Origin of the sequence: Herbaspirillum huttiense (assembly GCF_004367745.1) — a bacterium.
Classification (GTDB): domain Bacteria; phylum Pseudomonadota; class Gammaproteobacteria; order Burkholderiales; family Burkholderiaceae_D; genus Herbaspirillum; species Herbaspirillum huttiense.
The window spans coordinates 4,756,123-4,779,253 of sequence record NZ_CP037993.1 but is presented as its reverse complement, the minus strand read 5'-3'; the positions used below and the strand labels follow the sequence as shown (position 1 = coordinate 4,779,253).

At 62.0% G+C, this 23,131-nt stretch carries 24 protein-coding genes; 11 read left to right on the top strand and 13 right to left on the bottom strand.

Annotation, left to right across the window (positions count from 1 at the left end):
• Window positions 1–6: 6 nt before the first annotated feature.
• A complete protein-coding gene (locus tag E2K99_RS21350) occupies window positions 7–1,797 on the top strand; it encodes a branched-chain amino acid ABC transporter ATP-binding protein/permease (RefSeq protein WP_134223483.1) in 1,791 nt (596 codons plus the stop codon).
• A complete protein-coding gene (locus E2K99_RS21345) occupies window positions 1,794–2,627 on the top strand; it encodes an ABC transporter ATP-binding protein (RefSeq protein ID WP_205703713.1) in 834 nt (277 codons plus the stop codon). The genes E2K99_RS21350 and E2K99_RS21345 overlap by 4 nt, the downstream gene beginning before the upstream one ends.
• Here the strand turns inward: E2K99_RS21345 and E2K99_RS21340 are convergent.
• The 11 genes from E2K99_RS21340 to E2K99_RS21290 all read right to left on the bottom strand — a co-directional run bounded on the left by E2K99_RS21340 (window position 2,606) and on the right by E2K99_RS21290 (window position 14,051).
• The gene (locus E2K99_RS21340) at window positions 2,606–3,727 is read right to left on the bottom strand and encodes a Fic family protein (protein WP_134223482.1); all 1,122 of its coding nucleotides are present in this window, start codon (window positions 3,725–3,727) and stop codon (window positions 2,606–2,608) included. The genes E2K99_RS21345 and E2K99_RS21340 overlap by 22 nt on opposite strands.
• Before the next feature lie 116 nt (window positions 3,728–3,843).
• The gene (locus tag E2K99_RS21335) at window positions 3,844–5,037 is read right to left on the bottom strand and encodes a type VI immunity family protein (protein WP_134223481.1); all 1,194 of its coding nucleotides are present in this window, start codon (window positions 5,035–5,037) and stop codon (window positions 3,844–3,846) included.
• A 212-nt stretch (window positions 5,038–5,249) separates the two neighbouring features.
• Window positions 5,250–6,443 (bottom strand): type VI immunity family protein, encoded by a 1,194-nt coding sequence (locus tag E2K99_RS21330; RefSeq protein ID WP_134223480.1) that lies wholly within the window; start codon window positions 6,441–6,443, stop codon window positions 5,250–5,252.
• A complete protein-coding gene (locus E2K99_RS21325; RefSeq protein WP_134223479.1) occupies window positions 6,443–7,360 on the bottom strand; it encodes a VRR-NUC domain-containing protein in 918 nt (305 codons plus the stop codon). The genes E2K99_RS21330 and E2K99_RS21325 overlap by 1 nt, the downstream gene beginning before the upstream one ends.
• A 71-nt stretch (window positions 7,361–7,431) precedes the next feature.
• Entirely contained in the window at window positions 7,432–8,001 is a 570-nt protein-coding gene (locus E2K99_RS21320) for a PAAR domain-containing protein (RefSeq protein WP_134223478.1), read from the bottom strand.
• A gap of 213 nt (window positions 8,002–8,214) precedes the next feature.
• The gene (locus tag E2K99_RS21315) at window positions 8,215–9,546 is read right to left on the bottom strand and encodes a purine-cytosine permease family protein (protein WP_039786329.1); all 1,332 of its coding nucleotides are present in this window, start codon (window positions 9,544–9,546) and stop codon (window positions 8,215–8,217) included.
• A gap of 200 nt (window positions 9,547–9,746) precedes the next feature.
• Window positions 9,747–10,724 (bottom strand): 5-oxoprolinase subunit C family protein, encoded by a 978-nt coding sequence (locus E2K99_RS21310; RefSeq protein WP_134223477.1) that lies wholly within the window; start codon window positions 10,722–10,724, stop codon window positions 9,747–9,749.
• Window positions 10,714–11,613, bottom strand: coding sequence for a 5-oxoprolinase subunit B family protein (locus E2K99_RS21305; RefSeq protein ID WP_134223476.1), 900 nt, complete (start codon window positions 11,611–11,613; stop codon window positions 10,714–10,716). The genes E2K99_RS21310 and E2K99_RS21305 overlap by 11 nt, the downstream gene beginning before the upstream one ends.
• Before the next feature lies 1 nt (window position 11,614).
• Window positions 11,615–13,003, bottom strand: a complete 1,389-nt coding sequence (locus E2K99_RS21300) for an acetyl-CoA carboxylase biotin carboxylase subunit (RefSeq protein ID WP_134223475.1) — start codon at window positions 13,001–13,003, stop codon at window positions 11,615–11,617.
• Window positions 13,004–13,013: 10 nt separating this feature from the next.
• The gene (locus E2K99_RS21295) at window positions 13,014–13,262 is read right to left on the bottom strand and encodes an acetyl-CoA carboxylase (protein WP_121040433.1); all 249 of its coding nucleotides are present in this window, start codon (window positions 13,260–13,262) and stop codon (window positions 13,014–13,016) included.
• A 30-nt stretch (window positions 13,263–13,292) separates the two neighbouring features.
• Window positions 13,293–14,051 carry a 5-oxoprolinase subunit PxpA gene (locus E2K99_RS21290; protein WP_039786339.1) on the bottom strand — a complete coding sequence of 253 codons (759 nt, stop codon included), beginning with the start codon at window positions 14,049–14,051 and terminating at the stop codon, window positions 13,293–13,295.
• A 129-nt stretch (window positions 14,052–14,180) separates the two neighbouring features.
• Between E2K99_RS21290 and E2K99_RS21285 the strand changes: the two genes are divergently transcribed.
• Window positions 14,181–15,098 (top strand): LysR family transcriptional regulator, encoded by a 918-nt coding sequence (locus E2K99_RS21285; RefSeq protein WP_039786340.1) that lies wholly within the window; start codon window positions 14,181–14,183, stop codon window positions 15,096–15,098.
• 36 nt (window positions 15,099–15,134) lie between these two features.
• Here E2K99_RS21285 and E2K99_RS21280 read toward each other — a convergent pair whose 3' ends face one another.
• Window positions 15,135–15,302 (bottom strand): hypothetical protein, encoded by a 168-nt coding sequence (locus E2K99_RS21280; protein WP_240733784.1) that lies wholly within the window; start codon window positions 15,300–15,302, stop codon window positions 15,135–15,137.
• Between the two features lie 157 nt (window positions 15,303–15,459).
• The gene (ychF, locus tag E2K99_RS21275) at window positions 15,460–16,551 is read right to left on the bottom strand and encodes a redox-regulated ATPase YchF (protein ID WP_034330723.1); all 1,092 of its coding nucleotides are present in this window, start codon (window positions 16,549–16,551) and stop codon (window positions 15,460–15,462) included.
• Window positions 16,552–16,961: 410 nt separating this feature from the next.
• Between ychF and E2K99_RS21270 the strand changes: the two genes are divergently transcribed.
• The 8 genes from E2K99_RS21270 (at window position 16,962) to E2K99_RS21235 (ending at window position 23,115) form a co-directional block, all read left to right on the top strand.
• A complete protein-coding gene (locus tag E2K99_RS21270; protein ID WP_205703820.1) occupies window positions 16,962–17,765 on the top strand; it encodes an ABC transporter ATP-binding protein in 804 nt (267 codons plus the stop codon).
• Window positions 17,762–18,541 carry a lipid asymmetry maintenance ABC transporter permease subunit MlaE gene (gene mlaE / locus E2K99_RS21265; protein WP_121040431.1) on the top strand — a complete coding sequence of 260 codons (780 nt, stop codon included), beginning with the start codon at window positions 17,762–17,764 and terminating at the stop codon, window positions 18,539–18,541. The genes E2K99_RS21270 and mlaE overlap by 4 nt, the downstream gene beginning before the upstream one ends.
• A 73-nt stretch (window positions 18,542–18,614) precedes the next feature.
• Window positions 18,615–19,091 carry an outer membrane lipid asymmetry maintenance protein MlaD gene (mlaD, locus tag E2K99_RS21260; RefSeq protein ID WP_134223474.1) on the top strand — a complete coding sequence of 159 codons (477 nt, stop codon included), beginning with the start codon at window positions 18,615–18,617 and terminating at the stop codon, window positions 19,089–19,091.
• Between the two features lie 5 nt (window positions 19,092–19,096).
• Window positions 19,097–19,834, top strand: a complete 738-nt coding sequence (locus E2K99_RS21255) for an MlaA family lipoprotein (protein ID WP_134223473.1) — start codon at window positions 19,097–19,099, stop codon at window positions 19,832–19,834.
• A gap of 292 nt (window positions 19,835–20,126) precedes the next feature.
• The gene (locus E2K99_RS21250; protein ID WP_134223472.1) at window positions 20,127–20,768 is read left to right on the top strand and encodes an MlaC/ttg2D family ABC transporter substrate-binding protein; all 642 of its coding nucleotides are present in this window, start codon (window positions 20,127–20,129) and stop codon (window positions 20,766–20,768) included.
• Window positions 20,769–20,814: 46 nt separating this feature from the next.
• A complete protein-coding gene (locus E2K99_RS21245; RefSeq protein ID WP_134223471.1) occupies window positions 20,815–21,108 on the top strand; it encodes an STAS domain-containing protein in 294 nt (97 codons plus the stop codon).
• A gap of 325 nt (window positions 21,109–21,433) precedes the next feature.
• A complete protein-coding gene (locus tag E2K99_RS21240; protein ID WP_039783846.1) occupies window positions 21,434–22,354 on the top strand; it encodes an ABC transporter ATP-binding protein in 921 nt (306 codons plus the stop codon).
• Window positions 22,351–23,115, top strand: a complete 765-nt coding sequence (locus E2K99_RS21235; RefSeq protein ID WP_034330737.1) for an ABC transporter permease — start codon at window positions 22,351–22,353, stop codon at window positions 23,113–23,115. The genes E2K99_RS21240 and E2K99_RS21235 overlap by 4 nt, the downstream gene beginning before the upstream one ends.
• Window positions 23,116–23,131 lie beyond the last annotated feature (16 nt).

Here is a 23,131-nt window from a genome sequence, read left to right as displayed (position 1 = left end):
GCCGCCATGACTGCATTCACATCGCATCGCGCCGCCTTGCCGGTGCTGTTCTTCGCCATCGTGCTGGTGCTGCCGCAACTGGGCCTGCCGCCGTTCTGGGTCACGCTGCTGTCCTATGTGGGCCTGTATGCCATCGTCGCGCTGGGGCTGGTGCTGCTGACCGGCGTGGCGGGATTGATCTCGTTCGGGCAGGCGGCATTTGTCGGCATCGGTGCTTACACGACTGCGTATCTCACGACGCAGTTCGGACTCTCGCCCTGGGTCGGTTTGCTGGCGGGGATCGGGCTGACGGGCTTGTCGGCTTTCTTCATCGGCACGCTCACCATGCGCATCTCCGGCCATTACCTGCCGCTGTCCACGATTGCCTGGGGCCTGTCGCTGTACTACCTGTTCGGCAACCTGGAGATGCTGGGCAAGCATGACGGCATCAACGGCATCCCGCCGATTGCCATCGGCCAGTTCACCTTCGGCAACGGGGCCTCGATGTATCTGCTGATCTGGGCCGTGGTGATCCTGGCGCTGGTATCGGTGGTCAATTTCCTCGATTCGCGTGCGGGGCGCGCGGTGCGTGCGCTCAAGTTCGGCACCGTCATGCCGGAAGCCATGGGCGTCGATACGGCGCGGCTGAAGATCGTCATCTTCGTCTACGCGGCAGTGCTGGCCGGCATTTCCGGATGGCTCTACGCGCACCTGCAACAGGCGGTCAATCCCACGCCCTTCGGTTTGAAATACGGCATCGACTACCTGCTGATGGTGGTCGTCGGTGGTGCCGGCCATGTGTGGGGAGCGATCCTCGGTGCGGGCCTGCTGGCGGTGCTGAGCAACTTCCTGCAGGAGTGGTTGCCGGGGGTGCTCGGCACCGGCGGCAATTTCGAGGCCATCGTCTTCGGCATCGCGCTGGTGATCTTTTTGCAGTTCGCCAACGAGGGCTTGTGGCCGCGTCTGCAGGCACGCTTCGGACGTCGCCTGCCGCGCCAGTTGCCAGAGGATGCTGCGCCATTGACGCAGATTCCCAAGCCGGCGCGGGGCGAAATGATCCTGGAAGTGGAAGCGGCGCGGAAGCAGTTCGGTGGACTGGTGGCGGTCAATGATGTGAGCTTTTCGGTGAAGGCCGGGGAGATCGTGGGACTGATCGGGCCCAATGGCGCGGGCAAGTCGACGACCTTCAACTTGGTGACCGGTGTGCTCTCCATTACCAGCGGCAAGCTCAATTATCGCGGGCAGTCGCTGGCGGGCTTGTCCTCGCGCGAGATTTCCAGCCGTGGCATTGCGCGCACTTTCCAACATGTGCGGCTGGTACCGGGCATGAGCGTGCTGGAGAACGCGGCCATGGGGGCATTCCGGCGCGGCGAGTTCGCGCCCCAGCGCGGCATCCTGGCCAGTCTGGCGCGCGCCAATCGCAAGGAGGAAGCGCGCATCCTCAGTGAAGCGCGGCGGCAGCTGGAGCGTGTCGGCTTGGGGGACCTGCTCGACCGGCCGGCAGGCAGCCTGGCGCTGGGCCAGCAGCGCATCCTGGAGATTGCACGCGCGCTGTGCTGTGATCCGGCGCTGTTGTTGCTGGATGAACCGGCGGCCGGTCTGCGCCTGAAAGAGAAGCAGGCGCTGGCGGCATTGCTGGACAAGCTGCGCGGCGAGGGCATGGCGGTGCTGCTGGTGGAGCACGACATGGACTTCGTGATGCAATTGACGGACCACATCGTGGTCATGGAATTCGGCACCAAGATTGCCGAGGGCACGCCGGCCCAGATCCAGGTCCACCCGGCGGTGCTGGAAGCCTATCTGGGAGGAGCCCAATGATGACCGCCGCGACCATGATGAACGCTGCCAGTGTGGAATCTGAAGTGCGTGCGGCGAGCGCGCCGCTGTTGCTGGAAGTCAGCGGGCTCTCGGCGCGCTATGGCAAGGTGCCGGCCTTGACCGAGGCCGGGCTGTCGCTGCGGGCCGGGCAGATCGTGACCGTGATCGGGCCCAATGGGGCGGGCAAGTCGACCTTGCTCAATGCCATGATGGGCGCGATGCCGGCGGGTGCGGCGGCCAGTGGACGGATCGCTTTCCAGGGCGAGGATGTGAGCCAGATGGAGGTGGAGGAGCGCGTGGCGCGCGGGCTGTCGCTGGTGCCGGAAAAGCGTGAATTGTTTACGTCCATGAGCGTGGAGGATAATCTGCTGCTGGGTGCGTACAAGCGGCGGCGCAATGGCGAGTCCGGCTATCTGGATCAGCAGGAGTTTGTCTATGCCTTGTTCCCTCGGTTGAAGGAACGGCGCAAGCAGGCGGCCGGGACGCTGTCCGGTGGCGAACGCCAGATGCTGGCGGTGGGCCGCGCCCTGATGGCCAAGCCGCAGGTGCTGATGCTGGATGAACCCAGTTTGGGGCTGGCACCGTTGATCACCAAGGAAATTCTTTCCATCATCAGCCAGTTGCGCAGCACCGGCGTGGCCACCTTGCTGGTGGAGCAGAATGCGCGGGCGGCCTTGCAGGTGGCCGATTACGGGTATGTGCTGGAGATGGGGGAGATCGTTTGTGAAGGGCCGGCGGGGGTGCTGGCGGCGGACAAGAGGATTGTGGAGAGTTATCTGGGGGTGGCGCGCGAGCCGGTGGAGCTGATTCAGCGCAACGTGAGTTCGTAACTCGTGCTGCGGCCCCCTGCGGCCGAACGGTGCAGCAGGTCCAGCGCGACCAGTTCATTGAGATCGCGCAGGGCGGTGTCGGAAGAGCACTTCGCCAGCGCCGCCCATTTGCTGCTGGTCAGCTTGCCTTCGAAACCATCGAGCAGACGGTTGAGCACTTTGACCTGACGGCCATTGAGCGGGGTGCCCGCGATTCTCTGCCAGAAGCGGGCCTTCACCAGTACCGCATCCAGCGTGCGATGCGCCTGGCTCACCGCAGCTGACAGCATCTGCAGGAACCACAGCAGCCAGGGGGTGACATCCATGTCGCCCTTTTGCGTGCGTTCCAGGATCTCGTAATAGGCTTTGCGTTCGCGCTGGATTTGCGCCGACAGGCTGTAGAAGCGCTGCGGGCTGCCGTCAGCGCGGGCCAGCAGCAGGTCGCCGATGGCCCGGGCGATACGTCCGTTGCCGTCATCGAAAGGATGCAGGGTGACAAACCAAAGATGCCCCAGGCCCGCGCGCAGCAGGGCGGGCTCTACCGGATTCGCGGTATTGATCCAGTTGAGCAGGCGCGTCACCTCGCGCGCCAGGCGTCGGGCCGGGGGCGCTTCATAATGGACTTTCTGTCGATGCAGTGGACCGGAGACTACTTGCATGGGGCCTTGGGCATCATCGCGCCAGTCGCCGACGATGATTTCGCTCATCCCTGAATAGCCGGTCGGGAACAAGGCCGCATGCCAGCCGAAGAGACGCTTGGCCGTCAGTGGTTTGCGGTGATGCGTGGTGGCGTCGAAGATCATGTCGACCACCCCTTCCACGTGGCGATCCACCGGGGCCAAGGCACCGATGTCGACACCCAGGCGACGTGCCACGGAAGAGCGTACCGAGGCCAGATTGAGCTGTTCACCTTCGATGGCGCTGGTGTTGAGGACGTCCTCGGTCAGGGCCAGCAGGTTGGCTTCATCACGCAGCCCCAGTCCCACATCGGCCAGCCGGCCCAGCAGCAGGCCTTGCGCATGACTCACCTCGGCCAGTGGTGCGGCCAGGACGTTGAGGTCGTAGCGCCATCGGGGCCAGTCGGGAGCCTGCCAGAGGTAAGTGTAATCACCGCGATTCATGCGGTGATTATGGGGGGTATTCGCCGCAGGGGGCAAGTCTGTTTGCCGAAAAAAATGCGGTGAATGGACGACGGCCAGGCAGGGTTTTTGAGGGCTGCGCTCAGGTTGCCAAGGGTTTAGAGTTCGGCGAGCAGTTCCCAGGTGATGGCCTCGCGTCCGAGGAATTCGCCGTGCGGTCCCAGGTTCAGCCAGTAGGGGGCGATGTCGCCGGGCATCAGGATCACGCCGAATTTTTCTGTGCCGGGGCGGTGGAAGCGGCCATGGCAGGGGCTGGGCTGGCCTGTTTTCAATCTGATTTTCCTTTTGGGAGTGCTTCCTGCAAGCAGGTCTGCGGGATCAAGCGGGAAAACGGGCGGCCACGCGTCACTTTGATCAAAGCGTCGAATCCACAGATCGGAGGTGCAATAATTGAAGCGCAGCTCGCCCCAATTGGATGCGCTGCCCATGGAATTGTAGGCGCCGTCGCGCAAGGGGCGCAGTGCTGCATTGACTCTGGCATAGTCCTCCGATATTGCCTCGTCGACTGGTCCGATTTCCGGCGTCTCCCCTGCGCGCATTACCAAGGAATTTCCGTGACGAATGGATGTGATGCCAAGCTGGTGACAATGATCCGCATAGGCGTTGATCCCACCGCAACGCTCGGCCAGGACATCACCTACGATCGTGATCCAGTCAACGCTCTTCGGTCCATAGGGAGCGCGCATTTCGTCACCGGCACCGGGAATGTAGAGCGTGCGGTAGCGGGTCGCCAGATCAAATGCCTCAGGTTCGTAGTGAATGCTTTGCTCGGGCAGGACGGCTGCCAATCCCGCTCGGCCATGGAAGGGACTGAGTGTTTCGATCGCGCGCAGTAGCAAGTTGTCCAGCGTCTTGCGATGATGAGGATCGAATGCGTGACTGCGTGGCAGCTGGAAGTAAAGCTCTGATATGCAGCCCTTGTTCCAGCCACGTTCGGTCAGGGAAAAGATCGCATATTCGGTCGCCTGCTCGCGATGCTCCCCGGAAGAAAGGTACCACTCGATGCAGTCATCTTCATCGAGCTTGGCGGCGTAGTCGCGAAGCTTGGGAAACTTTTTGCCGGCAAGTTTTCTGGTCTGCCAGCTCTCGGGATCGCAACCCCACTTCAATTCGCTCCCGTAGGCTTCTTCGTACGCCTCGAACAATTCAATGATTGCTTGGCGTTTCTCCGGTCTATGGCCGCCCCAGAAATAAAGAGAGACGGTCAGGCCGACACTTGTGATGATCCGGTCATCATCCACATATTGAAAATCCGGAAGCAGGGCTTCGATTTTCTGCAATTTGTCTTTCATTCGCCTTTGTCTTTTTTATCTGTGGGAGAGGTATTGGTAATTCTGGTACCGACTACCATCACCACCAGAGCCGCCGCAGCTGCACCTGCCGCATCGCATGAGTTCGTAACTGCCCCTGATTCCCGAGACCTGCCAATTGCCGCAGAGATGATTTTTCGTCTCGAAGTTGAGGACAGATTCCTTTTGGACATGGCTCCAACGTGGCAGGTTAGTCAGAGTTCGGCGAGCAGTTCCCAGGTGATGGCCTCGCGTCCGAGGAATTCGCCGTGCGGTCCCAGGTTCAGCCAGTAGGGGGCAATGTCACCAGGCATCAGGATCACGCCGAATTTCTCTGTGCCGGGGCGATGGAAGCGGCCATAACAAGGGCTGGACTGGCCTGTTTTCAATCTGATTTTCTTTTTGAGCGTGCTCCCCGCAAGCGGGGACGCTGGATCAAGCGGGAAGATGGGCGGCCACGCATCTCTTTGTTCAAAGCGGCGAATCCAAAGATCAGAGGTGAAACGATTGAAGCGCAGTTCGCCCCAATTGGATGCGCTGCCCATGGAATTGTAGGCACCGTCGCGCAAGGGACGCAGTGCTGTATTGACTCTCGCATAGTCCTCCGATATTGCCTCGTCGACTGGTCCGATTTCCGGCGTCTCTCCTGTGCGCAATACCAGAGAATTTCCGTGACGAATGGATGTGATGCCAAGCTGGCGACAATGATCCGCATAGGCGTTGATCCCACCGCAACGCTCGGCCAGGACATCACCTACGATCGTGATCCAGTCAACGCTCTTCGGGCCAAAGGGCGCGCGCATGAAGTCACCGGCACCGGGAATGTAGAGCGTGCGGTAGCGCGTCGCCAGATCAAAAGCTTCCGGCTCGTAGTGAATACTTTGCTCGGGCAGGACGGCGGCCAGTCCCACTCGGCCATGGAAGGGTTTGAGTGTTTCGATCGCGCGCAGTAGCAAGCTGTCAAGCGTTTTGCGATGATGGGGATCGAAGGCGTGTTTGCGAGGTAGCTGGAAATGCAGTTTTGAAATACGTCCCTTGTGCCAACCACGTTCGGTCAGGCATGTGATGACGTACTCGGATGCCTCCTCACGGTGTGCGCTGGATGCGAGGTACCAATTGACGCAGTCATCTTCATCAAGGGTGGCCACATAGTCGCGTAGCTTTGGAAAATTGGTATTGGCGAGTTTTCTCGTCTTCCAGCTCTCCGGGTCGCATCCCCATTTCAACTGGCTACCGTGAGCTTCCGCGTAAGCTTCGAAGAATTCGACCAACGCAGCGCGCTTTTCTGAACTGTGGCCGCTCCAGAAAAATAGTGTGGCAGTCAGGCCTACACTGACGATGATCCGTTCATCATCTACATATTGGAAATCCGGTAACAGCTCTTCGATTTTGTCAAAACCATGTTTCATCAGTGTTTGTCCTTTTCACTTTTTTGATTCGCATTGGCCGTTCTTGTGCCGGCTACCAGTACGACCAACGCCGCAGCGGCAGCACCTGCCGCCTCAAGAGGAAGGGCTGCAATGGCAATGGCACCCACCAGAATCGTGCCGCCGACCACGGCGGCACCTTTGAGATAGTCGGCAAGCGGTATACCTTCGTCTTGTGATGCGATGGGTCCGTAGCGTGGCTTGACCGGTTGTGGGGGTGGTATGGGAGCAGGGAGAGGTGGCGTCCGGCTATACCAGTGATCTTTTGCCTTGCGTTCCTGTTCCATTGGTGTTGTGACCGGGGCACGTATGGGGTCTTGCACAGGCGCAGATGAATCGCGTTGACAATCGCACTCTGCGATCGTGAGCAAGCGAAACTTATCCGGATCCCCTGCGATCGTTTGATAGTCGCTCATCTGCTCTTCGTCAAGCCCGTCGCCTTCGAACTTGATCTCCACCACCCGCTCAATATTCACCTGCACTGGCATCAGCCGCTTCCAATCAATCTTCCCCGAGGCCCGCATGGAGGCCAATTCTTCGCCTGTAGTCGCAAGAATGATGCAGTCCGGAATCCTCAACAGCCCCTTCTGCGGCTTGCCGTCCAACTGTCTTTTGAGCAGCCCATCGGCCATGGCCCGTCCGAGCGGAAACCGGCTGGCACGATTGGGTTGTTCCCGACTCATCAGCGGCGCAGGCGGATGGCTTGCCATGCTGTACCCGACTTCAGCCTTGTAGCGCCAGACCAGCTGGTTGCGCTCTTCGTCATTCCAGATGCTGGCGGTAGTACAGCGCTGCTTCAGTGCACGCCCGAGGCTGTCCTTGAGCTTGGTCCCCTGATTGCACATGCACATCACCGCGCACAGGTAACTCCGATCCATGGGATTGTCGAGCGACAGCACGCGGCCTCTGGGGCCTTGGTGCGTACCCGAGCGGCCGATTGGGCGGGACGATGGCGAGATACCTTCTCCCATCAGATATCCTCGCTACGCCACTCCGGCACATGGTAGGGATCAGCGCCACCCATCGGTTTGGGACGCGCGATCACTTGCAGCGGCAGCGGCGAATCAGTCCAGACCACGTCCGTGCGGCCTTGGGCATCGGTCTCGCCTTCCACCGTCCGGCCGTCGCCCGTCTTGATCAGGTAGGGCACTCCCGCGAGCGGTTCGCCGGTGGTGTTGTTGCGCAGGACGAAGTGCTCCTGGAAGCGCGCTGCCTGGCGGGGGACGTGTTGTTCCGGTGGCGTGTTGGTGATCCCGTCGTCATCTGGCGAACCCCAGCCAGCGTGATTGTTGTGCCGTGAGTAGAGGATTGCGCCGCAGTCGGTGACGTCCTGGTCATAGACCACCGGCTGGCCGTTGTCCATGATCGTCGGGAAGCGGCTGCTGATGATGGTCGCCACGCGCTTGCAACGCGGACAGCTTACCTTGTCGCCGATGCGGGCGATGGGCTGGCCGTCCACCGTCCAGGTCGGATCACCCGACATCACTACCCCGCCGTGTGAGGTGCGGTCGCCCATCACGATGAAACCGATGATTGCCATATCAAGCTCCTGATCGCTGTCAAAGCGGTCGAGGCTATCAAGATCTTTTTGGCGGGATAAGTTGGCCGGGCGGGCAAATCAGGGCAATCGTCGCTAAGCTTTGTCGATCCTCGAAAATCTTCGGTGGCCGGTGTCGCAGGGTGGCTGGCCGCAGGATTGTCCAGCCATGAAAAAAGGCACCCGCGGGTGCCTTCGTGTTGTACCGGAACGGAATCACTCTGCCGTCTGCCAGGTCTTGCCCGCGCGTCCCCGCTGCTGCCACAAGGCATACACCCCCATTGAAGCCACGAAGGTCAGCGGCGCCGACAGCGATGGCCAGAAGCCCGTCATCTCCATCAGCACGAAGCCCGGCACCACGCCGCAGAACCATGCACCCAGTCCGACACGATTGATGCCGGCCGACCCTTCACCGGTGCCAGCGTGATCCGGTACGGTGAGAATATGCGCCAGCGCCACGCCCACCCAGGCCACCACGAACACGCCCTGATAGGCCAGTGCCTTGAGCAGATAGGAAAACACGTCCGCCAGCATCAGCGCATAGACCACTGCCCCGACCACCACCGACCACACCAGGCGCGAGGCGTGCAGGCCCAGCAGGTTGCCGAAGAAGGCCTGCATGTTGACCGTTGCCAGATAGTAGTTGGCGGTATTGATGCGCGTCTGCGTGACCCAGACGAAGAGCAGTCCCCAGAAGCCCATCAGCTTGAGGATGGCCATCACCACCGACACCTCGGACAGCGGGCCATCCTGCGGAATGCTGCTGGCCAGGTAGATGCCGGCGGCGCCGTTGAGCAGGATGGTGACCAGGTAGAAGGGCATCCCGAAATTGAAGCGGCCGTGATACGTCGCATCTTCCGGCTTGCCGAAGCGGGCATAGTCGAAGGTGAACATCATCAATACCCATACGCCCATGTAATACGTGAAGCAGCTCCACCAGCCGTCCGCCGGCGGCACCGCCGGGCCGAAGTCCAGCCACTGCGGCTGGTAGCCATACTGGCTTACCGCCAGCACCAGCGCCATCAGCAGGCCCAGCAGATAGAACGGCAGCAGCACGCCGTTGAACTTGTCCAGCCAGTTCTGCACGCTGCCAAACACCAGCGGCACGCTGTAGAGCACCACGATCAGCGCCGCGACCGGATAGAGCAGTGAGGGATAAAGATGATGCAGGGCCACCGCAATCACCGAGCCCTCGAAGACGGCGTAATAGATCGCGGTGGAAAAGAAGATCAGCGTGGCCAGCGAGGCCCCGAGCCGGCCGAACAGGATGCGCGAGAACAGGGCCACCGACAGGCCGGTGCGCATGGCGTAGCGGCTGATGCAGGCATTGATGAGTCCGTAGCTGATGACAGAGAGCACCATGCCGATCAAGGCATTGCGCGCGCCGTAGGTCAGCGCCAGCGATGCCCCCACGACGATGTAGAAGATCGCGCTGCAGACGGCCCACCAGGCCATCGTCAGCGACAGTTTGCCCATGCGCGCGCTGGCGGGGACGCTGTGGGTGGAGAGATCGGTTTCCTTGTTCTGCGTGTGTGATAGGCCGGCCATGTCAGTTTCTCCAGAGACGTTGAAGCAATGATTCAATGAGGCGGATGAGAGGCAAGAAGGACGTTCCAACAAGTTGCTGCAAGTTGCTGCGTACTGCGAGTACGAAGACGAAGGCAAAGGCGGGCCCGGCCCCAGGGCAGCCGCCTGTGCGGACTGGCCTGGGGACAAGCGTCAAACGCGGTGTGACCTGCGCGGAAGTGTCAGCTGCCCAGCAGGCTGCTCAGGCGCTGGAAGCGCTGCTGGTACTGGCGGCGGGCCTCCAGGGCCTGCTCCAGCGTCACCCGCACGAACTGCGCCTTGTGGTTGGGCTGCAATTGCCCGATCAGGTCGAGGTCGGCGCTGATGACCGTGCCGATGGTGGCGTAGCCGCCGCCGGAGACTGCATCCCGCAACAGGACGATGGGTTCCAGGCCCCCGGGGATCTGGATCGAGCCGATGGGATAGCAGGCATCGACGATGTTGGAGGGATCCGAGCCGGCGCCGAAGGGCTGGTCGCGTGGCTTGAACTGCATCGCCTGGCCGCCCTTGAAGCGGTAGCCGATACGGTCCGCTTCCGAGCCGACGGTCCAGGTATCGGCAAAGAAGCGCTCCACGGCTTCCTCGGTGAGACGATGTATATACAGCCCCGGCACCACGCGCAGCGTGGCTTCGCGATCGAAGACCGGCACCAGTGACAGCGGCAGGGCACGCCCCTCGACCGCCTTCGGCGAGGCCCGGCCAAGCGGCAGTTCATCCTCCTTGGCCAGCTTGCGTCCCTGCCACCCGCCCAGCGCACCCAGCGCATAGGTGGAACGGCTTTCCAGCACCACCGGCACATCGATGCCGCCGGCGATGGCGAGATAGCTGCGTGCGCCCGCTTTCGGATAATCGAAGCTCAGGACCTGGCCGCTGCGCACCATGAAGGCGGTATCGAGCGGGCGTTCGCTGCCATCCACACGCGGCTGCATGCGCGCTCCGGTCACGGCGACCAGGGCGTCAGACCGGAATTCCAGTTGCGGTCCGAGCAGGCTGCACTCCAGCGCGGAGGTGGTGGCGTGGTTGCCGACCAGCAGGTTGGCGCTGCGCAGGGCGTACTGGTCCAGCGCCCCAGAGGGCGGGATGCCGAGATGGTAGTAGCCTTCCCGGCCACCATCCTGCACCGAGGTCGCCAGGCCGGGCTGTTTCACCTTAATCGTCATGGAGGGCCTCCTTGAGAGCATGGATGCAGGCCTGGGGATCGGCCTGGAAGGCATCGAGATCAAAACGCGCCGGGCGGATGCGCAGGTCGAAACGACCGGCATCGACGGCCGCGATGGCGGCGTCATACGCGCTGCGATCGATGGCCTTGAATTGCACGATGTCGCCAGCGCGGAAGAACACCATCGATTCCTGCAGGTAGGGCAGGCCCTGTTGCGGATCGTAGATTGGCGCAGGCGTGACGCCGAACATCTGGTAACCGCCCGCACCGCGTACCGAGTAGATGCACCCGAAGCAGCCGCCGTGTCCCAGTGTCAGCTTCGGCGTGTCGGTGCGCGGACGCAGGTACTTGGGTACTTGCAGTTGCCGGTCCTGTTCGACCATCTGGTACATGAAGGGAAGGCCGGCCACGAAGCCGACCATGGAGACGAACCACGGCGTGCCACTGTGGGCTGCGACGAAGGCTTGCACTTCCTCGTAGCCATTGATGCGCGCTGCGTATTGCAGGTCGGTGGAGGCGGGATCCTGGTGGCGGTCGCGGAAGCGCGCCTGGGTTTCATTGGTCCAGGGATCGTCATACAGCACCGGAACTTCGATGATGCGCGTGTCGATGCGGCGCTCGGCCGTGGTGCTGCTTTCCAGCGCCTTGACCTGTTCCAGCAGGGACAGCGGATGGATCAGGTCGGGATCGAAGCGGATCTGGAAGGAGGCATTGGCCAGGCAGACATCGAGTACGCCGGGCAATGCCAGCCGTTCCACTGCGCGCGTGATGGCCATGGCGCGGAAGAAGGCTTCCAGTGACATCGACTCCGATACTTCCGCAAAGAGGTGTTCGTCACCTGCAATGCTGTAGCGGATGGGCGTGGCCGGTGAGGCTTGTGTGCGGTTCATCTCAGGCCTCCTCAAGTTGCGCGGTGCGTGCGTTGGCACGTTCGGCCAGCCAGCTTTCCAGCGCGCCGGTATCGAAGCGGGCGGCCTGTACGCGGGCATCGGCCAGCAACCACTGATGCAGTGGCAAGGTGGTGGCCATGCCGGTGATGTGCGTGGCAGCAACCGCCGCCTGGGCGCGGGCGATGGCCTGCGTACGGTCCTTGCCATGGACCACCAGCTTGGCCAGCAGCGAGTCGTAATACGGCGGGATGCGATAGCCCGCATAGAGATGGCTCTCCACTCGGATGCCCTCGCCCTGCGGCCACTGCAGTTCGGCAACAGTGCCGGGGCAGGGGAAGAAATTGCGCTCGGGATCTTCGGCATTGATGCGCATCTCCAGCGCTGCGCCTTGCAAGCGGATGTCGGACTGCTGCAGGCCCAGCGGCTCGCCACCGGCGATGCGCAACATGGCCTGGACCAGATCGATGCCGGTGATCATCTCGGTGACGGGATGCTCGACCTGGATGCGGGTATTCATTTCGATGAAGAAGAACTCGCCGCTCTCGTCGTCGAACAGATATTCCAGCGTCCCGGCACCGCGATAGCGCAACCGGGCGGCCAGGCGCACGGCACTGTCGCAGAGGGCCTGTCGCTGTTGCGGCGTGAGCGCTGGCGAGGGGGCTTCTTCGAAGACCTTCTGGCGACGCCGTTGCAGCGAGCATTCGCGTTCGAACAGGTGAACGGCACGCTGGCCATCGCCCAGGATCTGTACTTCGATGTGGCGTGCGCGGCGGATGAAACGCTCCAGATACACTGCACCGGAACCGAAGGCGGCCTGGGCTTCGCCTTGCGCCAGCGGGAACTCCCGCGCCAGTTCGGCGGCATCGCGCGCCATGCGGATGCCACGGCCGCCGCCTCCGGCAGAGGCCTTGATCAGCAGCGGATAGCCGACCTCGTCGGCACATGCCAGCGCGCTGGCGATATCCTCCAGTTCACCCGCCGAGCCCGGCACCACCGGCACCCCGGCGGCGGCTGCGGTACGACGCGCTTCGGCCTTGTCGCCCATGCGGCGGATGGTATCGGCCTCCGGTCCCACGAAGATCAATCCGGCCGCGCTGACGGCTTCGGCGAAGGCAGCGTTTTCGGAGAGGAAACCATAGCCAGGATGGATGGCATCGGCACCGCTGTCGCGTGCCGCCTTCAGCAAGGCGTCCATATTGAGATAGCTGCGGTCGGCGCGGGCCGGGCCGATGAGTTGGACTTCGTCGGCCATGCGCGCGGCCAGCGAATCGGCATCGGCTTCGCTACAGGCAGCTACCGTCTTGATGCCCAGGGCTTGTGCGGCACGAATGATGCGCACCGCGATCTCGCCGCGATTGGCGATGAGGAGTTTGCGCAGGGAAGTCGTCATGATGCCGGCCTCAGTCTGCGGTCTCGATCACGGCGACCAGCTGGCCGGGTTCGACCGGGTCGCCGTTGCCGACGTGGAAGGCCAGCAGCTTGCCGCCGTGCTCGGCCTGCAATTCCGTAAATTGTTTCATCACTTCGATCAGGCCGATCACGCGGCCGGCTTCGATGACGTCGCCTGCCTCTGCATAGGGTGGGGCATCGGGGCTGGACCGGCGATAGAAGGTGCCGGGCAACGGGGAGTGCACTTCGTGGACTGCCATGACTTTTCTCCTTCGTAACGAATGGGGGGATCAGCGCGGCGCGGCAATGGCGATGTCGGCCGCGTCCAGGCTCTTGCGCGTGGCCTGCACCAGCGCCAGTGCACCGGGAGTATCGCTGTGGATGCAGACGGAGTCGAAGGCGATGGGGATGTCGCGTCCTTCTACCGTACGCACCACGCCTTCGCGACACGCCCGCAGCACCTTGGCTGCGACCTGGGCCGGATCGAGCGCACCGACGCGGCGAGTGAAGACGATGGAGCCGCTGTTGTCGTAATCGCGGTCGGCATAGAACTCGCAGACCACCGCCTGCTGCAGTTCCTGCGCCACGCGCCAGACCGCCGAGCCGTGCATGCAGAAGAGAAGCAAGTTCGGGTCCAGCTGGCGCAGCGTCTGCACGAAGACGCGGGCGGCTTCTTCATCGCGGGCCAGGTGCATGTAGAGCGCGCCGTGCGGCTTGATGTGCTGCAGGGTCATGCCGTTGAGGCGGGCGAACTCGCGCAGGGCACCGAGCTGGTAGAGCATGTCGTTGACCAGTTCGATGGCCGGCGCGTTGAGATGGCGGCGGCCGAAGCCGACCAGGTCGCGAAAGCCGGGATGTGCGCCGATGGCAACGCCGTGTTGCCGGGCCTGTTCCACCGTGCGCCGCATGGTGTTGGGATCGCCCGCGTGAAAGCCGGTGGCGATGTTGGCTGAACTGATCAGGGGCATGATGGCCGCATCGACGCCATCGCCGATGGTCCAGGGGCCGAAGCCTTCGCCCATGTCCGAATTCAGGTCGATTGTCTTCATCTGGTGGTCTCCGGTGCTGTCGGAATCAGCACATGAAACCGAGTATAGAAATCGTCAACGGTATTGGACAGATGTATTATCAGAGGGCTTGATATCGAAAAATCCGATAGCTTATGAAGGGAGTCAAACATGGCCATCACCCTCCGGCAGATCCGTTATTTCGTGGCCACAGCGGAAGTGGGGCAGATTTCGCAGGCGGCGATCCATCTGCACATTTCGCAATCCTCGGTCACCAGTGCCATCCAGGAACTGGAGGCTTTGCTGGGGGCACCGCTGTTCATCCGTTCTCCGCAGGGGATGATCCTCACCGACAGCGGGCGGCATTTCCTCAACCATGCGTATTCGATCCTGCGCAGCGTGGACGATGCGATGAAGAGTCCCTTGCCGGACAACACGGCCAGCGGCAGTTTGCGGGTGGCGGCCAGTTACACGGTGCTGGGATATTTTTTGCCGCACCATCTGCAGCGGCTGTCGCAGTCCTATCCGGGCATCAAGATCCACGTGCATGAGAAGGAGCGCGCGGAGATCGAGCAGAGCCTGGTGGAGGGCGAGATCGACATGGCGGTGGTGCTGACATCCAATCTGCGTCACCGCGAGATTGCTTATGAGACCTTGTTCGGATCAGTGCGCCGCCTGTGGCTGCCGGCGCGGCACGCGCTGGGCGAGCGCACGGTGGTGAATTTGTCCGAAGTGGCCAATGAGCCCTTCATCCTGCTGACGGTGGACGAGGCCGACAAGACCGCGCTGCGCTACTGGAATCAAAGCGGACGCAAGCCCAACATCATCATGCGCACCAGTTCCATCGAGGCGGTGCGCAGCATGGTGGCCAATGGGTCGGGGGTGGCGATTCTGTCGGACCTGGTGTACCGGCCCTGGTCGCTGGAGGGATTACGGATCGAGACGGTGCTGCTGATGGATCACGTGCCGGCCATGAATGTGGGGCTGGCCTGGCGCAAGGGGGTGACGTTTACGCCAGCCATGGAGGCGGTGCGGGAGTATTTCAGGCAGTCGTTTTTGACGCCGCAGTTGAGTAGTGGGAGGAGATAAGAGCCGGCAAGGCGGGCACCCGGACGCACTTGCCAATCAGTGGCTGGAATCCTGATCGCGAGCCGGAGGCATCGGCATTATCGGCGTTAGACAGGTGTGGTCGAATTCGCGCATGGTCTGCTTGTCGATGGCTCCGATGTCATACAGGGCTTCCATGGTTTCATGGATGGCCGCATAGGCTTTGCCGAGATATTTCTTGGTCATGCTCGTAGGCCAGCATTCATTGGCGAAATTGTCGTTTCAAGTGGAAGTGCTACATGTTGGTACGACATTGAATCAAGTTGCAGGGCGGCTGTTAATAAAAAACCCCGAAACAATTCGGGGTTTTTATTGAGGTCGACTCGCGTCGATCAGGAAGGCGTCACACGTTGAACAAGAAATTCATCACATCCCCATCCTTGACCACATACTCCTTGCCTTCCGCGCGCATCTTGCCCGCTTCCTTGGCACCGGCCTCACCCTTGAAGGCAATGAAGTCCTCAAAGGCAATGGTCTGCGCACGAATGAAGCCGCGTTCAAAGTCGGTGTGGATCACGCCGGCCGCCTGCGGGCCGGTCGCACCCACCGGCACCGTCCAGGCGCGCACTTCCTTGACGCCAGCGGTGAAGTAAGTCTGCAGGCCCAGGAGCTTGAAGGCCGCGCGGATCAGGCGATCCAGGCCCGGCTCTTCCATGCCCATGTCGGCCAGGAAATCTGCCTTGTCGGCGTCGTCCAGGTCGGCGATCTCGGCTTCGATGGCCGCGCAGATGGCCACGATGGGCGCGTTCTGTTCCTGCGCGTAGGCAGTCAGCTGATCCAGCAGCGGGTTGTCGGTGAAACCGCTGTCGGAGACGTTGGCCACGTACATCGCCGGCTTGGCCGTGATCAGGCACAGCGGCTTGATCAGCAGCATCTCTTCGGCATCCAGGCCCAGCGCGCGCACCGGCTTGGCTTCGTCCAGCGCCGGCATGATGCGCTCCAGCAGCGCCACCAGCTTGGCGGCATCCTTGTCGCCGGAACGGGCCTTCTTCTGCTCGCGATGGATGGCCTTCTCGACGGTGCCCATGTCGGCCAGCGCCAGTTCGGTCTGGATCACGGCGATGTCGTCCAGCGGGCTCACGCGGCCGGCCACGTGGATCACGTTCGGATCTTCGAAACAACGCACCACGTTGACGATGGCGTCCGTCTCGCGGATGTGCGACAGGAACTGGTTGCCCAAACCTTCACCCTTGGAGGCACCCGCCACCAGGCCGGCGATGTCCACGAATTCCACCGTCGCCGGCAGGATGCGCTCGGGCTTGACGATCTCGGCCAGCGCCTTCAGACGCGGATCGGGCACTTCCACGATGCCGACGTTGGGCTCGATGGTGCAGAACGGATAGTTCTCGGCGGCGATGCCCGCCTTGGTCAGCGCGTTGAAAAGAGTGGACTTACCGACGTTGGGCAGACCCACGATGCCGCATTTGAGGCTCATGACAGATTCTTCCGAAAGCAAAACCGACATTGTAGCAAGCCGCACGCCCCAAGCCCCAGCTTTGCGATGCAGCATCCTTCCGCAACCCCGCGCTGTGGTATCTCCCCATCACTGGTAACATGCGAGCCTTGATTCGCGTCTCGGAAAATTGTCTGCATTGCACCATTTCGTTGCAGACGCACCACGCAATGAGAAATTTTTTGCCGATGCAATATTTAAATGACTCAATCGTCATCTAGTTGGTTGGCGGAAATTGTAGCTATTTGTAGTGAACATACCTGTAACTTGTAAAGAACGGGGCTTTTCGGCTCCAGCCATTTACAGGCTGTATTGCCTTCTTGAAAGCGATTTGTAAAATTTGCTCTACAATGTCGGTTTTCCCAAATCCTCAACGAATCCCTTTGCCTGCTTTGACTAATATCGTCGAAATCCGCGATCTGCACTTCCGTTATGGCGACCGGCCTATCCTGACCGGTCTGCAGATGGACTTCCCGCGTGGCAAGGTGGTGGCGGTGATGGGCGGTTCCGGATCCGGCAAGACCACCATCCTGCGCCTGATCGGCGGGCAGCTGCAGCCGCAGGAAGGCAGGGTGGAAGTCGATGGCGAGAACGTGCCGTCGCTGGCGACTAAACAACTCTACGTGTTGCGTCGCAAAATGGGCATGCTGTTCCAGAACGGCGCGCTCTTTACCGACATGACGGTGTTCGACAACGTGGCCTTCCCGCTGCGCGAGCATACCGATCTGGATGAAACGCTCATCCGCGACCTGGTGCTTATGAAGCTCAACGCCGTGGGCCTGCGCAATGCCGCCTCGCTCAAGCCCGCCGAGATCTCCGGCGGCATGGCGCGCCGGGTGGCGCTGGCACGGGCCATCGCGCTTGATCCGGCGCTGATCATGTATGACGAACCCTTCGCCGGGCTCGATCCGATTTCCATGGGCGTGACCGCCAATCTGATTCGCCGGCTCAACGATGCCCTGGGCTCGACCTCGATCCTGGTGTCGCACGACGTCAATGAATCCTTCGCCATTGCCGACTATGTGTATTTCCTGTCGGCCGGCAAGATCGTGGCGCAGGGGACACCGCAAGAAATGCGTGAATCCACCGATCCCTATGTGAAACAATTTGTCCACGCCCAGGCGGATGGCCCGGTGCCCTTCCACTATCCCGGCAAATCGCTGGCCGAGGACCTGGGCCTGGGAGATGCCGCATGATCGCCGGTTTCGTCAGCGGCCTCGGCCGCAGCGTGCGCGAATTCGTGGTCGGGGTCGGCTTTGCCGGACGCATGTTCATCAATATGCTGGGCGCCTCCCTGGGCCTGCTGCGCCGCCCGCGCCTGATCACCGACCAGATCCACTTCATCGGCAACTACTCGCTGGTGATCATCACCGTGTCGGGCCTGTTCGTGGGCTTCGTGCTGGGGCTGCAGGGCTATTACACGCTCAACAAGTATGGTTCGGAACAGGCGCTCGGTCTGTTGGTAGCCTTGTCGCTGACCCGTGAACTGGGGCCGGTCGTGACGGCCCTGCTGTTTGCCGGCCGCGCCGGGACCTCGCTGACCGCCGAGATCGGACTGATGAAGGCCGGCGAGCAACTTTCTGCCATGGAAATGATGGCCGTGAACCCGCTGCAACGCGTGGTGGCCCCGCGCTTCTGGGCTGGCGTGATCGCCATGCCGGTGCTGGCGGCCATCTTCAGCGCCGTCGGCGTGCTGGGCGGCTATGTGGTCGGCGTGCTGCTGATCGGCGTGGATGAAGGCGCCTTCTGGTCGCAGATGCAGGGCGGCGTGGATGTGTGGAATGACATCGCCAATGGCGTGTTGAAGAGCATCGTCTTCGGTATCGCCGTCACCTTCGTGGCGCTGTTCCAGGGCTATGAGGCGCAGCCAACCCCCGAAGGCGTGGCCCGGGCCACCACCCGGACCGTGGTGATCGCCTCGCTGACCGTGCTGGGCCTGGATTTCCTGCTGACTGCACTGATGTTCAGCTGAGTGCCGCAGTGCTTGGACAAGCGCCCGGTCGGGGCGCAATGATGTGAATAAAAGGGTAGAAAAAGGGTTCAATATGCAACGTAAATCTCTGGATGCCTGGGTAGGAATCTTCGTGCTGGCCGGTGTGGCCGCGCTGGCGTTCCTGGCGCTCAAGGTCGGCAACATGAGCTCGATGTCCTTCGGCCAGAAGACCTATGCCCTCAAGGCCAATTTTGACAACATTGGCGGCCTGAAGTCGCGTGCGGCGGTCAAGAGCGCCGGTGTGGTCGTGGGCCGGGTGGATTCGATCCGCTTCGATGACCAGACCTTCCGCGCCGTGGTCACGCTGAATATGAACGAAAGCTACAAATTCCCCAAGGACAGCTCGGCCAAGATCCTGACCTCGGGTCTGTTGGGTGAACAATACATCGGCATCGAGCCAGGCGGCGATACTGCTAACCTGGCCGCGGGCGATACGATTAAGATGACACAATCCGCCATCGTTCTGGAAAACCTCATCGGTCAATTCCTGTACAGCAAGGCGGCAGAGGGAAAGGATGATTCCAAATGAATCAAATGAATAAAAAAACCATCAGCACCGTCTACGCAGGCCGTCTCGGCGCCCTGACCCTGGCGGCCGCCGCCCTGACCGGCTGCGCCAGCACCAGCAACAATCCGAACGATCCGCTGGAAGGCTTCAACCGCACCATGTTCAGCTTCAACGACACGGTCGACAAGGTGGCCCTGAAGCCCGCCGCGCAAGCCTATGACACCGTGGTACCGACCCCGATCCAGCATGGCGTGGGCAACTTCTTCGGCAACATCGGCGATGTCTGGTCGTCCATCAACCAGCTGCTGCAGGGCCGTATCGAGCAGGGCGTCTCGACCTTCATGCGTGTGGCCATCAACACCACCTTCGGTCTGGGTGGCGTGCTGGACGTGGCGACCGAAGCCCGCCTGCCGCGCGAGAAGTCCGATTTCGGCCAGACCCTGGGCAAGTGGGGCGTCGGCTCCGGCCCGTACGTGGTGCTGCCGTTCTTCGGCCCGTCCACGCTGCGTGACACTGCCGGCATGCCGGTGGACCTGTACGGCGACCTGTGGACCTACAAGCGTCCGACCCGCTGGCGCAACGTCGGTGCCGTGGTCCGCATCGTCGACCGCCGCGCCCAGTTGCTGGATGCCTCGACCCTGCTGGAAGATGCCGCGCTGGACAAGTACGACTTCGTGCGCGACGCCTACCTGCAACGTCGCCAGAGTCAGATCAATGGTGGCTCCAGCGGCCGCGAGCAAAAGGAAGAAGCGATCAAGCCCTGATGGCCGCCGGCCTTGCCCTGCTGACCAGCGGGGAGGCCGCGGTCTCGCTTGCGGTGCCGCAGTCTTGTCTTGAAATGCGGGCCAATTGCCCAATCTGCACTGTCTGCCCAGTTTCTTTGCCCTCCGAGGGCAATCTGTAACATCCGTGCCGAACTGTGACGGCACGGGAACCCCGCTCCCGGGCGGGCTTCGAAGGACATGCCGGCTGCCGTCGGCGCACGCATCGCGACTCATTGCGATGCAGCCCGGGCAGCCCCGGCACCTTCTGCTGACTCGAATGGAAAACCGACTTATGAAGATGCTTACCAAACTTTTCGCTATCGCTGCCTTCGCGGTTCCCGCGCTGTCCTTCTCCGGCGCAGCGTCCGCCCAGGAAGCCCCGGATGCGCTGGTCAAGCGCATCAGCTCGGAAGTGCTGGATACCGCCAAGAATGACAAGGATATCCAGTCCGGCGACAACACCCGCATCATGCAGCTGGTGGAACAGAAGATCCTGCCCTACGTCGACTTCGAGCGCATGACCCAGCTGGCCGCCGGCCGCTACTGGCGCCAGGCCACCCCGGATCAGCAGAAGCAGCTGATTACCCAGTTCCGCAGCCTGCTGGTGTTCACCTACTCCGGCGCGCTGTCGCAGGTGCGTGACCAGAAGATCGAATTCAAGCCGCTGCGCGCCGCCCCGACCGATACCGAAGTGGAAGTGAACTCGCAGGTGATCTCCTCGCGCGGCGGTGAGCCGATCCAGCTGAGCTACCGCCTGGAAAAGAAGCCCGACGGCTGGAAGCTGTATGACGTCAACGTGCTGGGCGCCTGGCTGGTGGAAGCCTATCGCGGCACCTTCTCCAACGAGATCAGCAAGGGCGGCATCGACGGCCTGATCAAGGCGCTGACCGACAAGAACCAGCAGCTGGCCGCACGCGGCAACGGCAAGAAGTAAGCTGTTTCCGTTCATCGACCCATCTCCTGAACCGAAAGAACGCACCATGTTCAAGCCCGGCTCCTCGCTGACCTTCACCAATGCCAGCACCGTCCTGCGCGAAGGCCTGTCGGCCATCGCCGCCGGCCAGGCCAGCATTGACGTCAGCGAGGTGGCCGTGGTCGATTCCTCGGCCGTGGCGACCCTGCTGGCTTGGCGGCGTGCCGCTGCCGGGCGCGGCGCCGCACTGGACTTCGGTCCCTTGCCGGCCAACCTGCAGAGCCTGGCCGATCTCTACGGCGTGACCGCGCTGCTGCAAGGCGCAAGCGCGCCGACCTCCGCTACCGATCGACATCACTGATCGCGTTTTCCCTCGCGGCCCGGGCTCCCGGGTGCCGGGAAGCCCGTGCTACGGCGGCCCGGAATATCGAATTCCCCTATAATCGAAGGTTTTGCAGGCGCGCTGGCGGCGTTGGCAGCGGATCACGTTTCCGCCAGGCATTCTCCCGCCCGTGACATCGGCAAAACATTCCGGCTATTTCATAGCGCAACGACAACATGACTGCGTCATATGCTTCCCCGTCGGGAGGATGGCGCGGCCGAGGCGAGGCGGACAGCGGATTCCCCGGTGGAACTCCTGGCTCCTTATTTCTTTCTGGCAAGTAACGTATTGAACGGGCGAGGCAATGGCCGCTCTCCAAATCACAGACATCAAGAAGCGCTACCAGTCCCTGCAGGCGCTGGGTGGTGTGTCGCTGGCAATCGAAGAAGGTGAATTCTTTGGTCTGCTCGGCCCCAACGGCGCCGGCAAGACCACCTTGATTTCCATCATCGCCGGCCTGAATCGGGCCGATTCCGGCTCGGTCACCATCCACGGACATGACGTGGTCAGCGACTATCGCGGCGCGCGCATGAACCTGGGCGTGGTACCGCAGGAACTGGTCTTCGATCCCTTTTTCACCGTGCGCGAGACCTTGCGCATGCAGTCCGGCTATTTCGGCCTGACCAACAATGACAAGTGGATCGACGAGGTCATGGACAACCTCGACCTCACCAACAAGGCCGATACCAACATGCGCGCGCTCTCCGGCGGCATGAAGCGGCGCGTGCTGGTGGCCCAGGCGCTGGTGCACAAACCGCCGGTCATCGTGCTCGATGAGCCGACCGCCGGGGTGGACGTGGAACTGCGCCAGACCCTGTGGCAGTTCATCGGCCGCCTCAACCGCGAGGGGCATACCATCGTGCTGACCACGCACTACCTGGAAGAAGCCCAGGCCCTGTGCAATCGCATCGCCATGCTCAAGTTCGGCAAGGTGGTGGCGCTGGATTCGACCGATGCGCTGATCCGCCGCATCTCCGGTTCGCAGATGGTGCTGCGACTGAAGCGCGGCAGCCTGCCCGATGGCCTCAAGGCGCTGGTCACCCATCCCGAGGAGCTGCTGGCCGGCAATGCCGCCAACAAGTACACGCTGCGCGTGAATGACTACAAGGAAGTCGAACCCATCCTGGCCACGCTGCGCGCCTCGGGCGCGGAGATCGATGATCTGCAATTGCAGCAGGCCGACCTGGAAGACGTCTTCATCCAGATCATGGGAGATGAAAAATGATCGGTTTCCGCACCCTGTTCTACAAGGAAATCCTGCGTTTCTGGAAGGTCGCCACCCAGACCATCACTGCGCCCATCGTCACGGCCCTGCTGTACCTGCTGATCTTCGGCCACGTCCTGCAGGACCGCGTGCAGGTCTATCCGGGCGTGAACTACACCGGCTTCCTGGTGCCGGGCCTGGTGATGATGAGCGTGCTGCAGAATGCTTTTGCCAACAGCTCTTCCTCGCTGATCCAGTCCAAGATCACCGGTAACCTGGTGTTCGTGCTTTTGACACCCCTGTCCCACTGGGAATTGTTCGGCGGCTACGTGCTGGCGGCCGTGGTGCGTGGCCTGATGGTGGGTGCGGGCGTGTTCGTGGTCACCGTCTGGTTCGGCCACCTGGACTTCGTCGCCCCCCTGTGGATCCTGGTGTTCGCCCTGCTGGGTGCGGGCATCCTGGGCACCATGGGCCTGATTGCCGGGATCTGGGCGGAGAAGTTCGACCAGCTGGCGGCGTTCCAGAATTTCCTGATCGTGCCGCTGACCTTCCTGGCCGGCGTGTTCTATTCGATACACTCGCTGCCCCCGTTCTGGCAGGCGGTATCGCATTTCAACCCGTTTTTTTATATGATCGACGGTTTTCGCTACGGCTTCTTCGGCCAGTCCGACATTCCCCCCATGACCAGCCTCGGTATCGTCGCCGTGTTCTTCGTGGCGCTGTCGACCCTGGCCGTACGCATGCTCAAGAGCGGCTACAAGCTGCGCGCAGGTTCGCATTGAGCACGCCGCGCCCCGC